15 protein-coding genes and 1 other annotated feature (1 of these 16 running past the window's edge) are annotated in these 16,961 nt (G+C 35.1%); all 15 genes read right to left on the minus strand.

Going from position 1 to position 16,961, the window contains the following annotated elements:
* Window positions 1-253: 253 nt before the first annotated feature.
* On the minus strand, window positions 254-1,300 hold the full coding sequence (dctP, locus tag DER71_RS09305) for a TRAP transporter substrate-binding protein DctP (protein ID WP_114458674.1): 1,047 nt from the start codon (window positions 1,298-1,300) through the stop codon (window positions 254-256).
* Between the two features lie 80 nt (window positions 1,301-1,380).
* Window positions 1,381-2,556, minus strand: coding sequence for a M20 family metallopeptidase (locus DER71_RS09310; RefSeq protein ID WP_114458673.1), 1,176 nt, complete (start codon window positions 2,554-2,556; stop codon window positions 1,381-1,383).
* A 14-nt stretch (window positions 2,557-2,570) separates the two neighbouring features.
* Entirely contained in the window at window positions 2,571-3,854 is a 1,284-nt protein-coding gene (locus tag DER71_RS09315) for a TRAP transporter large permease (protein ID WP_114458672.1), read from the minus strand.
* 21 nt (window positions 3,855-3,875) lie between these two features.
* Window positions 3,876-4,457, minus strand: coding sequence for a TRAP transporter small permease (locus tag DER71_RS09320; RefSeq protein WP_114458671.1), 582 nt, complete (start codon window positions 4,455-4,457; stop codon window positions 3,876-3,878).
* A gap of 43 nt (window positions 4,458-4,500) precedes the next feature.
* On the minus strand, window positions 4,501-5,670 hold the full coding sequence (locus tag DER71_RS09325) for a M24 family metallopeptidase (RefSeq protein ID WP_114458670.1): 1,170 nt from the start codon (window positions 5,668-5,670) through the stop codon (window positions 4,501-4,503).
* 22 nt (window positions 5,671-5,692) lie between these two features.
* Window positions 5,693-5,881 (minus strand): M20/M25/M40 family metallo-hydrolase, encoded by a 189-nt coding sequence (locus DER71_RS09330; protein WP_114458669.1) that lies wholly within the window; start codon window positions 5,879-5,881, stop codon window positions 5,693-5,695.
* Window positions 5,882-5,896: 15 nt separating this feature from the next.
* Window positions 5,897-6,871, minus strand: a complete 975-nt coding sequence (gene eutB / locus DER71_RS09335) for a hydroxyectoine utilization dehydratase EutB (RefSeq protein WP_114458668.1) — start codon at window positions 6,869-6,871, stop codon at window positions 5,897-5,899.
* 27 nt (window positions 6,872-6,898) lie between these two features.
* The gene (locus tag DER71_RS09340) at window positions 6,899-7,276 is read right to left on the minus strand and encodes a RidA family protein (RefSeq protein ID WP_114458667.1); all 378 of its coding nucleotides are present in this window, start codon (window positions 7,274-7,276) and stop codon (window positions 6,899-6,901) included.
* Between the two features lie 182 nt (window positions 7,277-7,458).
* Window positions 7,459-8,133, minus strand: a complete 675-nt coding sequence (locus DER71_RS09345; protein WP_114458666.1) for a GntR family transcriptional regulator — start codon at window positions 8,131-8,133, stop codon at window positions 7,459-7,461.
* A gap of 175 nt (window positions 8,134-8,308) precedes the next feature.
* Window positions 8,309-9,478 (minus strand): M24 family metallopeptidase, encoded by a 1,170-nt coding sequence (locus DER71_RS09350; RefSeq protein ID WP_114458665.1) that lies wholly within the window; start codon window positions 9,476-9,478, stop codon window positions 8,309-8,311.
* A 17-nt stretch (window positions 9,479-9,495) separates the two neighbouring features.
* The gene (locus DER71_RS09355; protein ID WP_114458664.1) at window positions 9,496-10,731 is read right to left on the minus strand and encodes a Glu/Leu/Phe/Val dehydrogenase; all 1,236 of its coding nucleotides are present in this window, start codon (window positions 10,729-10,731) and stop codon (window positions 9,496-9,498) included.
* A gap of 73 nt (window positions 10,732-10,804) precedes the next feature.
* Complete coding sequence (locus tag DER71_RS09360) at window positions 10,805-11,755, minus strand: hypothetical protein (protein ID WP_114458663.1); 951 nt, start codon at window positions 11,753-11,755, stop codon at window positions 10,805-10,807.
* 76 nt (window positions 11,756-11,831) lie between these two features.
* A complete protein-coding gene (gene panB, locus DER71_RS09365; RefSeq protein ID WP_114458662.1) occupies window positions 11,832-12,683 on the minus strand; it encodes a 3-methyl-2-oxobutanoate hydroxymethyltransferase in 852 nt (283 codons plus the stop codon).
* Between the two features lie 270 nt (window positions 12,684-12,953).
* Window positions 12,954-13,847 carry a DMT family transporter gene (locus DER71_RS09370; protein WP_114458661.1) on the minus strand — a complete coding sequence of 298 codons (894 nt, stop codon included), beginning with the start codon at window positions 13,845-13,847 and terminating at the stop codon, window positions 12,954-12,956.
* A 264-nt stretch (window positions 13,848-14,111) separates the two neighbouring features.
* Window positions 14,112-16,763 carry a valine--tRNA ligase gene (locus DER71_RS09375; protein ID WP_114458660.1) on the minus strand — a complete coding sequence of 884 codons (2,652 nt, stop codon included), beginning with the start codon at window positions 16,761-16,763 and terminating at the stop codon, window positions 14,112-14,114.
* 47 nt (window positions 16,764-16,810) lie between these two features.
* Window positions 16,811-16,961, minus strand: a binding site (T-box leader) (it continues 81 nt past the right edge of the window).

A 16,961-nucleotide genomic window follows, 5' to 3' on the forward strand; every position in this document is an offset into this window, starting at 1 on the left:
TAGTTCTAGATCATCTTCCTCTAATCCCAATTCTTCTGCTATTTCTGTTATTGGCTTCATTTCTGCTGCCTGTGCTATGGCTATATCACTTTTCATCAATAATCATCCCTTTCTAATTTTGTTTTATAAATTTTTTTATAAATTTTACTTTATTATTAAAAAACGACAAACATTATTGTTCTATTTTAATAAAGGATTTAAACAACAAACAAAATTTAGGGGGAGCAGTCAAGCTGCCCCCTAATTTTAACATTTATTCAGCAAATCTTTCTTCTGCAACTCTAATTTCAGTCAGCAGTTTATCCAATATTTTAGAACCTGTTTCACCTACATCATTTCTGTATTCTTTCCAGACAGTTTTTGCAACTTCTTTAAATGCTGCCTGCTCTTCTTCAGTTAATTTATTAACTATAAGTGAAGGCTTATCTTCTAACATCATATCCAGTCTTTCAGCATTAAGTTCTTTCTGAACATTAAAGATATAATCTGTCATACCACGTGCTGTTTCTGTAATCATATCCTGATATTCCTTAGGTAAAGAATCATAGAACATCTTATTAACTACAACACCGGTAATAAATGGAAGCTGTTTAGCTTCTGTCAGATAATCCTGCTGCTCATAGAATTTCATCTCCTGATTGGCAAAATATGGCTGTACCTGTGCATCAATCATATTAAGCTGCAGAGCACTGTAAATTTCGGAATAAGCAAGTCTGACAGCATTTGCACCATATGCCTGATAGTTTTTAATAAGGATCGGATCACCCATAACTCTGATCTTGACACCTTTAAAATCTTCTGGTTTTCTCAAAGGTTTATTTGAAGTCCAAATCTGCCATCCTTCATGAAAAACAGAAAGAAGTCTCAGATTTTTTTCAGTATACAGTTTTGACATATCCTGATAGATTGCTTCACTATTTTCCATTACATATTTATTGGTTTCCAGATTATCAGACCAGACATAGTGAAGTGAAAATAATCCTGCTTCAGGTATTGTGGTAGCAAACCAGCTTGGTGTTGAAAATGCAAATTCTAAAACACCATTCATAGTCTGCTCAGAAATATCTCCACTGGTACCAAGAGTACCATAAGGGAAAATATTTATCTGAACATCTCCATTACTTTTTTCTTCAATTCTTCTTTTGAATTCCTTAGCCCACTCATGCTGAACACTACCTTCTATTTCTTCAAGAGCAATTTTCCAGTTGAACTTTGCCGCTTCAGCACCGTAAATATTTACTGCTGAAAGCACCATTACTGCCACCAAACTAAGTATTAGAATATGGGAAAACTTTTTCATTAAAATTTCCTCCTTTAATTTTTTGATTCTCCACTGATCTACTCAAAACAAAAACTGCTGATTTTTTTTGCTCACCCCCTTTAATTATTAAAATAGTTCAAGGCACCTAATACATGCATTTTAATACCTGTTAATAGTGTATCTTCATCAATATTAAATTTTGGATGATGATGTGGATAATCTGTACCTTTCTCTTTATTACCTGTACCTATAAAGAAAAATGTGCTTGGTACTTCCAGAGAAAACTCTCCAAAATCTTCACCGGCAAGATTTGTGTAATCCACAAGATTTTCTCTACCAACAATTTTTTCTGCTGTTTCTCTTGTCTTTTTTACCATCTCCGGATTATTATAAACAGGAGGGCTTGCTGCTACATAATTTATCTCATATTCTGCCTGATGAGTTCGGCAGACTTGTTCAACTATCCGTTCAAAACGCTGTTTTGGTTTTTCTATACTGTTTTCATCATCACGATAAAGATAACGGATTGTCCCCCTTAAATCAACTTCTTCAGGGATAATATTTGTAGCTGTTCCTCCATTTATCTGGCCAAACATAATAACTGTTGCTTTTAATGGGTCAATTTCTCTGGACTGTATAATCTGTACAGTCTGAATAATATCAGAGGCAGTTATGATTGGATCAATTGAAAACTGTGGAGCAGAAGTATGACCACCTTTTCCAGTGATTTTAACCTCAAACTCATACAGACCGCCCATAACAGCACCATCTGATACTGCAATTTTTCCACTTTCTATTGGGGTCCAGAGATGTGCAGCAAGTGCTGCATCAACATCAGGATTTTTAAGCACCCCTTCATTGATCATTACTCTAGCAGCTTCTGTTTCTTCATTGGGCTGAAAAACAAATTTAATGTTTCCTTTTATCTGATCCCTGTTTTCGGACAGAACCTTTGCTGCTGCAAGAAGCATAGCAGTATGGCCGTCATGACCGCAGGCATGCATAACTCCTTCATTCTGTGATTTATATTCAACTTCATTCTGTTCAGTAATGGGAAGTGCATCCATGTCTGCCCTCAGCATAAGTGTTTTTCCATCTTCTTTTACCTTAAGCAGCCCAACCACACCTGTTTTTGCCACTTTTTCTTCAACTTCAAGACCACACTTTCTGAGATATTCAGCAACAATCTCAGCAGTTCTAAATTCTTTAAATCCCATTTCAGGATGTTTATGAAAATCACGTCTTAATGATATAACTTCATCTTCCAGTTCTTCTATACGCTTCAGTATATCCATTTATTGTCCACTCCTTAATAACCAAATGCAAGATCTCTTAAGAACAGTGCTACTTGTGGGAAGAAAATTAGCAAGGCCGAAACCATCAGCAGCATTGCAATAAATACTGGTGTTCTCTTAATAACTTCAAAATATGGCCGTTTAAAGACTGCTATAGCCGTAAATATATCACAACCAAATGGTGGTGTTGCAGATCCAATAGCTGCCTGCAGTGTTACCATTGTACCAACAAGAACAGGATCAATACCTAAAGACGTAACAACAGGTTTAAAAATTGGGGTCAGCACCATGATAACAACAATCGGATCAACAAACATACAGCCGATGAAAAACGCAACTCCTATTACAAATAATACCCATGTCTGAGTTGGAGCAGGACCTATTATACCCGGCAGTATAGCCTGTGGAATTCTGGCCAGAGAAATAAGCCAGGAAAATGCGGTACCTGCACCAACAAGTATAAATACCACTCCTGTTACAAGGCCTGTTGAAAGTGCAATATCTCTCAAATCTCCAATCTTTAAATTTTTATAAATTACTATCTCTACTACTGCTGCATAAAATACAGAAGCTGCAGCTGCTTCAGTAGGACTAAAAAATCCAGAATAAATACCGCCAATTATAATGGCTGGAAATCCAAAAGGAATAAGTGCCCTTCTTGTTGCCTTTTTTCTTTGTGACCAGTTTGTTTTTGGAGCGGCAGGAATATTCTTTCTTCTGGCATAAATATAACTATAAACAGAAAACATAAAAAGTGTTAATAAACCAGGTCCAATACCTGCAATAAACAATTCTCCAATAGATGTACCACTAACAACTCCATAAACAATCATACCAATACTTGGAGGTATTAAAAGTGCAATATCACTTGAATTTATTATCAGAGCTGTTGTAAATGAATCATCATATCCACCTCTCAAAAGGTGAGGCCGCATTGTACCTCCAATTGCAACAACAGTAGCCTGAGTTGAACCAGAGATAGCTCCAAAGATTGTACAGGCTGCTGCTGTAGTGATTGCCATACCACCTTTTATATGTCCAACAAATACTCGAACAAAATCAACAAGTCTATTTGACATTTCTCCAGCTGACATAATATCAGCAGCTAAAATAAACATTGGTACAGCTATCAGAGAAGCCGGCAGGATGCCAGCAACCATCTGCTGAACTAAAATCATGGGATCAAATGCTGGAAAATAAACATGCATTATTACAATTGGTGCAGCAAGAAGCGGTATCATCATGGGAAATCCTAAAAATAGCAGTACCGCCATTACAGAAACCATTAAAGTTAACATTTAGATTAACGCCCCCTATTTCTACGAATTTTCTTCATTATCTGTATATTTTAAACCATCATCACCACTCATAGCAGTTTCTAAGTCTTCATATTCTGATTTTTCTTCAAATGAAATCCATACATCGTCTTCAATTATATTTTTTACAAAAGCAAGTGTATAATGAAGAGCTGTCATCAAAAATCCTATCGGAACCCAGGCCCAGATTAAAAATAGAGGTACTCTCAATACAGGGCTTACTCTCTGGTACACAAAAACCTGTCTTACATAAATATATGATAAATAAGTCATATAATACATTATTACAGCTGTACCTAAAGTCATCATAAATGTAAGTATTTTTTTCCACTTATCATTTGTAATATCATATAAAGCAGACATCCTGATATGTCTTCCATTTCTGGCTGCATAACTGGTTCCCAAAAATGTAATAAATACAATTAAAAACTCATTGATTTCTGTTGCAAATGAAAGACCGTATCCAAAAAAGTTTCGCGATATAACATTAACTATAGTTAGTGCGGCCATGACAAGCACTCCATATGAAAGTATGAACTCTTCTAATCTCTTGATAGCTCCATTTAATTTATCTAAAAATCCCATTTACTGCACCATCCTTTCGTTCAGAGATAAAATATGTTAAAACTTATTTAACAAATAATTTTCTGGGAAAATCAACAAATGTTTCACAGCCATTTTCAGTAACCACAAAAGGTTCACTGCATTCAAATCCAAATTTATCAAGCCAGATGCCGGGCATAAAGTGAAATGTCATTCCTGGCTGCAATATTGTTTTGTCGCCAGGCCGCAAACTAGCAGTATGTTCTCCCCAGTCAGGAGGATAATTTAAACCATAGGCATATCCAACTCTGGATTCTTTAACAACTTTACTTCCAGAAATTGATTCTCTCCATTTTTCTTCCACCTCTTCACAGGTAATACCGGGTTTAATAAATGCAAGTGTTTTGTTAAGTCCATCAACCACAACTTTAGATATTTCTGCCAGATCTTCCGGCACATTACCTATGTAAACAGTTCTGGATAATGGGGCATGATATTTATTCTTACTTCCGGCAAGTTCCAGCAGTACTACATCTCCTTTTTGATATTTCCTATCTGTCCATGTTAAATGAGCAGTTGAAGTTCTTTCAGCGGAAGGCATTATAGGTGCAATTGCAGTATAATCTCCGGTAAACTCTTTTGTACCACTAATCTGAGCCTTAAATACTTCTGCAGCTGCATCACCTTCTCTAACTCCAGGCTCGATTATATCGATTGCTTTCTGCATTGTTTTTTCAACAATCTCTGCAGCCATATGCATATATTTAAGCTCCTGTGAAGATTTAATCTGCCTTACAAGGGGGACCAATTGATTGGCATCTTTTATCTTAACCTGATTAAGATTATTTTTTATAGAGTTAAGACAGCGTGGGGTAAAATAATAATTATCCATTTCAACCCCAAGATAACAGTCTTCATATCCTAGTTCTTTTAGAATATCAGACATATAATCCATTGGATGTTTTGTCAGAGACTGAACGTAATCATCCTGATACCCGCGGATATTTTCTTCCTTCAGCCAGGTTGTCAGTCTGGCACCATTACTGTCCTGTTCTCGTCCAAACCAGATCGGTTCTTCTCTATCCAAAAAAACCAGCACACCCTGATGTACATAAAATGACCAGCCATCATAACCGGTTAAATAGTTTAAATTAGCCGGGTGTGAGGCAAGCAGGACCTCAATCCCATCTCTATCCATCTTTTCTTTAACTTTTTTTAATCTTTTTTTGTATTCTTTTTTTTCAAAAACAGGCATTTTTAGCTCCTTTCTACTTAATTTAAGCTTTTAAATAATTTAGTGCAATAAGTGAATGTAAAGCTGCACCCTGATGTAATCTTGCTTCATCAACATCAAAATTTGGGTTATGGTGTGGATAATGACTTCCTTTTTCTTCATTACTAATACCTAGAAAAATAAAAACACCTGGTTTGTCCTGCAAATAATATGAAAAATCTTCACCAGACATTACTGGCTTACCTTCCTAATGTTGGCTTAAAACTGACATAAAATCTTCATTTGAAATATTTTTACCAGTTAAAACTACTGCTATCTTCTCACCAGAATTATTAATCTTATCTGAAAGCAGTGCCGCTGTTCCTACTGCTGCAGCACCTTCGACAACAAAATGATCCTTATAAAAAATATGCCTCACAGCTGCACTGATTTCATCTTCAGTGACTAATACTATTTCATCAACATATTTTTTAACCATTTTAAAAGTATATTTATTATCCAGTAAAATCCCTCCCTGTAAGCTGTCAGCTAGAGTATCGACTTCATCAACTTCTACTTCTTTATCAGCTTTTATGCTTTCATACATAGCAGCTCCTCGATCCATTGATACTCCATAAACTTTACAAGCCGGATTTATAGATTTTACTGCTAAAGCTATACCACTTATTAAACCACCTCCACTTAGAGGAACCAAAATACTATCTATATCAGGAATTTTATTTAAAATTTCTGTTCCAATTGTTCCCTGACCAGCAATAATATATGGATCATCAAAAGGAGGAACCACTGAACGTCCTTCTTTACTTCTTAACTCATCAGCTTTAATTTTTGCCTCATCCTGACTATTTCCATAAACTATAACATCTCCACCAGATTTTCTAATTCCCTCTTTTTTATTTTCCGGAACATTTTTGGAAAGACATACTTTAGCATCTATTCCCAGCTCTTTCGCTACATGAGAAACTGCTCTGCCATGATTTCCGGTAGAATATGTAACTAAACCATTTTTCAATTTATTCTCAGACAGGTTCAAAGCAAAGTTGCTGGCTCCTCTTAATTTAAAACTACCTGTATCCTGAAGAAATTCTAGTTTATAATAAATTTCTTTACTGAGCTTTTTAGATAAATCAATACTTTTAAATAATGGAGTTTTCCGTGCTATTTTATAAACATTATTTTTTGCCAGATAAATATCTTTCAATTCCAACTTTTTTGAATTCATTTTTTAACCCTCACCTCAGTAAAATGTTTAAGCTTTAGCTATAACATCAATTTCTACATCCAAACCAGCATCCAATCCTTTTACTGCCATTGCTATTCTAGCCGGTGGGTTATTTCCAAAAAATGTTTTATATACCTCATCCATTTCTTTTTTATACTTCATATCTGAAATATAAACATTTACCTTTAATACTTTTTCCATACTTGAACCTGCAGCTTCAAGAATATTTTTAGTATTTGTTAAAATTAGCTCGGTTTGCTCTGCCACTGTTCCGTGAACTGGTTTTCCGGTTTCGGGATCATCAGCTGTTTGCCCTGATACAAAAATTAAATCTCCAAATTTAACTGCCTGTGAATAATTTCCAGGTTCCGGTGCATTTTCTGTATAAATAATTTCTTTATCCATTTTTTAACCTCCTGAATATATTCAATAATTTTAATATTATTCTAATTCTCAATATTTAATTTGTTTCTATAAAGATCAAATTTAAAATCATATTTTTCAATATTTATGTGAATATTTGAAAAGTTTGTGAAATACATGTCGTTTGTATAATGTCGACAAATATTTTTAAAAAAAGACAACCCTCAGCTGCAGCTTTCAACTTTCTGAGAAAGGGTTATAATATGATTTCTTAAAGATTCTTTTGCCTTTTTACAGTCTTTTTCTTTTAAGGATTTGATTATATTAAAATGTTGCTTAGCTGATTGAACCAAATTCTCTTCTTTTTTGGCATCTATCAGCATTGCCAGCTGAAGCTGAAAATACAGACCGGTCAGTATTTTTATTGTCCATTTGCTTTCTGATTTTTTCCACAAATGATGATGAAAAGCAACATCTCTTTTGTTAACTTCAAGAACTTTTCTGTTTTCATCTTCAGTACTTTCTGCAGTTTTAATCATGTCCTGAACAAGTCCTTCAAGATAATCAAAATCTTTTTCATCCAGTAAATCTTCATTAATTATTTTTTCTAATAGTCTATTTTCCAGCATTATTCTGATATTAAAAAGTTCCTGTATATCTTTTTGACTTAACTGAATTACAAATGAACCTTTTCTTGGAATTGTTTCAACCAGACCCTGATTTTCCAATTCTTTGATAGCTTCTCTTACTGGAGCTCTACTAATATCAAGCTCTTCTGCTATCTGCGCTTCAAGAATACGGTCTCCTTCTTTATAATTTTCCAGAAATATCTCTTCTTTAAGATATTGAACAACCATATTACTTAAGCTGCTGTGTGAAAAACGTTCCTTAATATCCATTTTTATCCCCCAGCAATCTTCTTTATTATAGAATAATTTTTTACAAGTTACCTACAGGTTACCGATCTGTCAATCGCTAATATAATTATTCTATAATAATCTTCAAAATCCTGCCTTATTGTGAATTTTGTGCCCCACCTGACAGCCTGCCAGGCGAGGTACAACAAATCAAGTTTTATTTGGTAAATAACTTCTTTGGGAAATCATAAAATTCTTCACAGCCATCCTCAGTAACTCGAATAGCTGAACTCATTTCAAACCCTATATCATCCTGCCAGATAATAGGTATTAAATGGAATGTCATATTTTCTTTTAAAACAGTTTTATCATGAGGACGCATACTGGCGGTCTGTTCTCCCCAGTCAGGTGGATAGTTTAATCCAAAAGAATAACCCAGACGAGATGCATCTACAAGTTCACCTTTTGCAATAGAGTTTCTCCACTTTTCTTCTACTGCTTCACATGTAACCCCAGGTTTTATAAAGTCAAGAGTTTCTTCCAGACCTTCAACAACAATTTCAGTAATTTCTTTCATTCTTTTCGGAGGTTCTCCCAGATATACTGTTCTTGCCATTGGAGCATGATAGCGATTATAACATCCAGATAATTCTAAAATTATAGGTTCATTTTTTTCGTATTTTCTATCAGACCAGGTTAAGTGTGGAGCATCTATACCATCACCGGCCGGCATAAGTGGTACAATTGCAGGATAATCTCCACCAAAATCATCTGTTCCACTTATCTGAGCTTTAGAAATTTCTGCTGCAGCATCACATTCTCTAACTCCAACACCTACTGACTCTATACCGGTCTGCATAACTTTTTCTGCTATTTTACCGGCTTTTTTCATAAATTCAATTTCCTGTGCAGATTTAATCTGTCTTACCATGGCAACAAGTAAATTGGCATCTTTAAATTCTGCTTTAGACAGATTTTCAGCAAGAATTTCATATGTTTTATGGGTGAAATAGAATTGATCCATTTCCAGACCTATTGTCTTATCTTCCCAGCCTTTCTCCTCAATTACATCTACCATATAATCAACTGGGTGTTTTCCTATCGGAGAATGAACATAATCATCTGCATAATTTCTAATATTCTCACTGCTCAAATATGTTGTCACTTTAGCAGCATTAGCATCCATATTTCTGCCGATCCAAACAGGTTCTTCCTGATCTAATGAAACCAGTACACACTGATGTACATAAAATGACCAGCCATCATAACCTGTCAGGTAATTCATATTTGCAGGATGAGTAGACATTAAAACATCTATACCTGCTTTTTCCATTCTTTTTTTAGTCTTTTTTACTCTGCTTTTATATTCTGATTCACTAAAAAGCATATATTTCCTCCTTTACTCTATACCCAGCCTCTCATTTCTACAGCATGTGCAATTTTCTCTAAAGCTACTATCCAGGCACCTATACGTGGTGTAGTATCATATTTTTCTTCTGCTGCTCTTGCCTGTGCATAAGCATTTAGAATCTGCTTTTTTAACCTTTTTTCTACTTCATCCATATCCCAGTAATCATCTGTTATTCCCTGAATCCTTTCATAATGGCAGACAATTGCTCCACCTGCATTTGCAACAACATCCGGAATAACCTTTATTCCTTTGCTGTTTAAAATTTCTTCTGCTTCAGGGGTTGTTGGTCCATTTGCAGCCTCTACAACCATTTCTGCCTTTATATTATCCGCATTATTTTTATTGATAACATTCTGCACTGCAGCAGGAATCAAAAGATCACATTTTGTTTCTAAAATATCTTTGTTAGATATTTCTTCTGCACCTTTATATCCCTCTAATACTCTGTTTTCTTTTACATATTCCTGCATTTTAGGAATATCTAAACCATTTTTATTATAAAAACCACCGCTAATATCACTTACTGCTATAACTTTTGCACCTGCATCATAAAGATAACGTGAGATTGTGGCGCCAACCTGACCAAATCCCTGGACTACAACTTCTGCACCTTTCAGTTCTATTCCTTCATCCTTACAGGCTGCTTCAGTTACATAGAATATTCCCTGACCGGTTGCTTCAGCACTACCGACTGTACCTCCCATAATTGAAGGTTTATCATTGATTGCATGTGGATTATGTTCTCCAGTAATCTGCTCATATTCATCCAGCATCCAGGACTGTGTTCTATAATCAGTACCAATATCTGCACCAGGAATATCAACATTTGGACCTTTAGGCTTTAGATTTCTAATAAATCCTCTTGTCAGCCTTTCTAATTCCCATTCACTTAATTTAGATGGATCAACCTTAATTCCACCTTTTCCACCACCTGCAGGTACACCCGACACTGCATGTTTAATTGTCATAAATAGTGCCAGAGCTTTTACTTCGTCCATTTCCAGATTAGGAACAAATCTTGTTCCATCCCTAGTTGGCCCAAGTGCATCATTATAATGAACTCTATATGCTGTAAACAGCTTAAAACTTCCATCATCCATCTTCAGAGGAATTGAAAAATCTATAATCCTTTTGGGTCGTGATAAATATTCCATTACTTTAGGGTTAACATCTGCTATTTTTCCTGCTTTCTGGAGAGAATCCATAGCAGATTCAAATACATTATCCATTTTATTACCTCCTTGTGTATTGTAAACTGTATGGCCCAGACAAAATATCCAGGCCACTTTAATAAAACTATATCTATGGCTTAGGAATAGCTAGATCTTCTTTGTAATCATTAGTTACAATGTCATAGTCAGATCTTTCTACCCATTCCATAATTATCTGTGCTAATTTTACTCTCTGTCTTGCCAGGTTATTACCATAATTTGGATTCTGAGCATCTATCCATGTATTGTATAGTACTTCTTCAGATGGTCCCGGCTCAATTTTGAAATATACAGGTGCTGCTATTCTTGCTATTTCTCCAGCTTCGTGATATCTCTGGAATCCACCCATTGATTCTACAAGACTCATATATACATCTAAAGGAATATCTACTCCACCCTGTCTGATTGAAGCAAGCATCGGCAGTGTCATATCTGCCAGTGGGTTAAAGCTGTCTGCCCCTAAATCCTGCAGCAGTTTGCCGCCAAATGCTGTTCCATGTCCTGCAAATACAGATACCTTAAACTTGGTTTCTTCCGGAATTAATCCCTCATCACGCATATCATTTAACAATTTCAGCATACCTTCATCAGTTATTAAAAATCCTCTTATTCCGGCTTCCAGACAGCGGTCAATTTCTCTCAGATAATTGTATGCCATATCATGACCTCTTAATCTCATACCTGATACATAACCTTCATCTGTAACATACTGGCGACCATTGTCCCAGCCTCTGTTTGCTGATGGATTAACCAGAAGTTCAAGATTGTGTGCTGCACCCAGCTTAGCAAATTCTTTAAGCTCTGCATCATCAAGCAGTGAAGCTCCTTTTACAAGGGAAATTACTCTGTGTACTGTTACACCTCTTTTATCAGCTTCATCTATCATTGCTTCTAAATTATCTACATTTTCTATACCAGAAATCTCTATTCGACAGTGAGCTCCACCATCAAATCTTTTGTCTGAATCAGGTATATCAAATCTTTCTCTTACTGAAAATGATGTCTTATCATTTAAATACTTTTCCATATCTTTAAAAGCCATCTTTTTATTCCTCCCTGGTTTTTATTTATATATTTACAGCTTGATTTACTTTAACTTTTTTTATTACAGCTGACTTCTATTTAAACTCATTAAACAACTTTTCAAAATCTTCTACACTATCTTTAATATGGTATACATGGTCATCATCCGGGAATTTTTCTTCTTTTACATCTTTTATATATTCCTTAAATGCATTTATCTCTACTTCTGCCACATTTGCATACTTTTTGACAAACTTAGGTGTAAATGCCTGGAACATTCCCAGCATGTCTCCACAGATTAGAAGCTGTCCATCACAGGGTAGACCTGCTCCGATTGAATATACAGGTATTGTTAATTTTTTGGTGATAAATTCTGTCACTTCCGGTGGTACTGCTTCCAGTAAAATTGCCCTGGCTCCTGCTTCTTCTACGGCCACTGCATCTTTTATAAGATCTCTAGCACTATCTACTGTCAAACCCTGTGCTTTAAATCCACCCAGCTGCCCTGAACTCTGTGGGGTTAATCCTATGTGGCCGAATACTACTATACCTGCTTCGGAAATCGCTTTTATCTTATCTGCTATTCTTCTTCCACCTTCAAGCTTAATTGCATCCATATCTGCTTCTTTGAGAAAACGTACTGCATTATCAACTGCTGCTTCCGGTGAGCTCTGATATGAACCAAACGGCATATCTCCTATTGTAAATACATTTGGTGCTCCTCTTCTTACATCCTGACTGTGGGCTATACAGTCATCCATTGTTACTGGTACTGTTCCTTTATATCCTTTAACTACCATTCCCAGTGAATCTCCAACTAAAATCATGTCCATACCTGCTTTTTCTGCAAATTGAGCTGTTGGAAAATCATAGGCTGTGATCCAGGCTACTTTTTCTCCTTCTTCTTTCATCTTCATAAAATCTAAAATTGACTTTTTCTTGGGCATATGTATTCCTCCTATTAGTTTATTGTACTTTTTCAGAACACGTGATAATTAATACAGCAAATTTTTAGAAAAAACTCTGCTTTTGACCTAATATTTAGCTAATTTATCACCACCTTAAATATGTTTAAGTTCATATGTAATTTAAATATTCATTAAAAATCTATTTAAAAAAGTTTATTGCCTTCTAATTCAATATTTTTAATTATATTTTGTCGTTTGTCGACAATCGTCTCTATGGTTTATATTCAACATGTTTTAAAATATTCCTTCTTATTTTTTTGAAAATTTAATATTTTTCAAAATATTTTTCTTTATAAAAATCAATGAAGCTCCTGACAGAACAAGGATAATTCCCACTGCCTGTACGAAAGAAAATTTATCTGAAAACAAAATCACCGATAAAATTATAGTTACAATTGGCTCTATCATACTTAAAATAGAAACAAAAGTTGGCTTGATTAATTTTACTCCTGCAAAAAATGCTAGAAATCCACCTGCAGTTATAAAGGTTATTATGATAATGAAAATCCAGCTAATGCTCTCAAATTGAAAATGCAGCCTGTCTGTAATTAAACCTATTACAAAAAATGAAATACCAGCAAATAGACTTACAAAAGCAGTTGTTACCATAAGAGAAACTTTTTTCAGCATTCTGCTGCCATATATAGTATAAATTCCATAACTTACAGCAGCACCAGCAGCCATAAGTATTCCGGCTTTATCTACATCCTGAAACTGTCCCTCCAGCAGTAAAACCAGACCGACAAATGATATTATTATAGAGATTATTATTTTTGCATTTATCTTTTCTCCTTCAAGTATAAAAGATAAAACTGCAACAATTATAGGATATGTATAAAAGATCAAAACTGCCAGAGAAGGAGATATTATCTTGACAGATGTAAAATACAGCATACTAAATAAAGCATAAATTACTCCACCCTGTATAAATAAAAGCAGTGTATTTTTTAAATCTAAATTTATTTTCTTTTTCCTAAAAAAAATAAATACAAATAAGATCAAAGAAGCGAGTAAAAATCGGCTGAAGAGCAGTGTGAACACTCCTACTCCTCCATTATAGGCAAATATAGCCATTATCGGTACAATACCGAAACCGGATGCAGAAAAAAGTGCGAATAAAACTCCCTTATAATAGTCACTCAAAAGTAACCACTCATTTCTTTTTTTATTTTACTGCATTTCCAGGATTATTTATAATGTCGTTTGTCGACTGTATTATATTATATATATTCTGATTATTCAATAAGATTCCTGCATATTTTTGAAAGTTCTTTATTTCACAAAATTAAAAGAAAAAACAGCCCCCAAATATCAGTCAGGAGCTGTTAATTTTTAATAAAAATATTATTTTATTTATTGTGTTTAAAAAACCACTTTTTTTTACGCTCTGTTTGCTATTTTCTTAATTTAATCTTTAAGTTCCCCAAGCCTCTGTATCAGTTTTTCTTTTTTCTGTTTATATTCCTGCAGTTTCTTTTTTTCTGCTTCTACAAGATGTTCAGGGGCTTTATTTACAAAACCTTCATTGTTCAGTTTACCTTTAGCCCGATTAATTTCAAATTCAACATCTTCAATTTCTTTTTCCAGTCTTTTAAGCTCTTTATCTAAATCTATCATTCCTTTTAAAGGAAGTATTACTTCAACTTCATTAACTATTGCCGTAGAAACTTTATCCGGTTTATCTATATTTTCTCCTTCAATAGTAAGATTTTTTATACGGGCCAGATTCTCAATATATTCTCTCCCCTCTTCCAGAATTTCAGCTTTTTTACTTCCTGCAGAGAGCAGTGCTTTTATCCTTTTCCCGGGATTAACTTTCATTTCATTTCTAATATTTCTGATCGATTTAATCACATTCATTATAAGTTGCATTTTTTCCTCAGAAACTATATCTGTATCAGATTCTGTTTTTTCTGGCCAGTCAGAGTTCATAATACTGCCATCAGTTCCCGGGAGTTTCTGCCATATCTCTTCAGTAATAAAAGGCATTACCGGATGAAGCAGACGCAGTATTTTTTCCAGAACAGTTAAACCATAATACTGTGCTGTCAGCTTTGCATCTGGATCCTCATCCTGATAGAGTCTGGCTTTAATTAGTTCAATATACCAGTCACAGAATTCATTCCAGATAAAGTCATATAGACTGCCTGCCATTTCTCCAAAATTATAATTTTCTAAAGCTTCATCAATTTCATTAGCCACTGTATTTAATCTGCTTTCAATCCAGCGGTCTGCAAGTGTGGGCTTTAAATCATTTTCTTCCACTTGATCTAGTTCAAAATCTTCCATATTCATTAAAATAAATCTTGATGCATTCCAAATTTTATTGGCAAAATTACGGCTGGCTTCCAGTCTTTCTTCTCTAAAACGCATATCATTACCCGGGGTATTACCGGTAATTAAAGTAAATCTCAAAGCATCAGCACCATATTTCTCTACAATTTCTAGTGGGTCAATTCCATTGCCCAGTGATTTACTCATTTTTCTACCCTGTGAATCTCTAATAAGGCCGTGTATATAAACATCGGTAAATGGTTCTTGATCCATAAATTCAAGACCCATAAAAATCATTCTTGCCACCCAGAAGAAAATAATATCTCTTCCTGTAACAAGAACATCTGTTGGATAAAAGCTCCTCAAATCATCAGTACTCTCAGGCCAACCAAGTGTAGAAAAAGGCCATAGTGCTGAAGAAAACCATGTATCTAGTACATCTTCATCCTGCTTTAAATTACTGCTCTGACAGGATGGACATTCATCCGGTTCTTCTCTAGCAACAATTACTTCACCACAGTTATTACAGTACCAGACAGGAATTCTGTGTCCCCACCAGAGCTGACGAGAAATACACCAGTCTCGAATATTTTCCATCCAATTCATATAAACTTTGCTGAATCTCTCAGGAACAAATTTAATTGTACCATCTTTAACGGCTTCAATGGCTGGTTCTGCAAGTGGTTTCATTTTTACAAACCACTGTTTGGAAACAAGTGGTTCAATTACAGTGTCACAGCGGTAGCATTCTCCCACATTGTGCACATGATCTTCTGTTTTAATAAGTAATCCTAATTCTGTCAGATCTTCAATAACTTTTTTGCGGCACTCATAGCGGTCAAGACCAGCATATTTACCTGCATTCTCCGACATATTTGCATCTTCATCAATTACTTTAATAACTTCCAGGTCATGACGTCTGCCTATTTCAAAGTCATTAGGATCATGAGCAGGTGTTACTTTAACCATACCTGTCCCAAATTCACTATCTACATATTCATCTGCAATTATTTCTATTTCTCTATCCATCAGTGGGAGGATAACTTTTTCTCCAATAAGATCTTTATATCTCTCATCAGAAGGATGTACGGCAATAGCTGTATCTCCCAGCATTGTCTCAGGTCTTGTAGTAGCAACAGTAATAAATCCTTCTCTATCTTTATATGGATATTTTATATGATAAAATTTACCTTCTTTTTCTTCATGTTCAACTTCAATATCAGAAAGTGTAGTATGACAGCTGGGGCACCAGTTAACTATATAATCACCCTGATAAATCAATTCTTTTTCATATAATTTTATAAAAACTTCTTTAACAGCTTCAGAACAGCCTTCATCCATTGTAAATCTTTCTCTGCTCCAGTCACAGGATGAACCCAGTTTTTTAAGCTGATTTGTTATTTGATCTCCATACTCTTCTTTCCACTCCCATGCCTTTTCTAAAAATCCTTCTCTGCCGACTTCATCTTTCTCTATCCCTTCACTTTTCAGCTTGTCAACAACCTTTACTTCGGTTGCTATACTAGCATGATCTGTCCCGGGCAGCCAGAGAGCGCGATAACCATGCATCCTTTTCCAGCGGGTTAAAATATCCTGCAGTGTGTTGTCCAGTGCATGGCCCATATGCAGCTGTCCGGTAATATTTGGGGGAGGCATAACTATACTAAAAGTATCCATTTCTCCCTCAGGATCTTCTGCTGGCGCAAAATAATTATTTTCCATCCAGTAATTATACCACCTATCTTCAGCTTTTGCTGGATCATATGTTTTTTCTAAATTTTCCATTTCTCTACCTCCTAAAAATATTTAAACTAAAAAAACTCCTTCATCCACTTAAGGACGAAAGAGTCTTTTCGCGTTACCACCTTAATTCTGCCGGCAAAAAATGCTGCCTGACAGCTCTCCTTTTGTTAACGATAATTATTTTTACCGAATTACACTACTGATTTCATGTAATCAACTCAGAGGCGACATTCATTTTAT

The organism is Halanaerobium sp. DL-01, assembly GCF_003338615.1.
Taxonomy (GTDB): Bacteria; Bacillota; Halanaerobiia; order Halanaerobiales; family Halanaerobiaceae; genus QPJE01.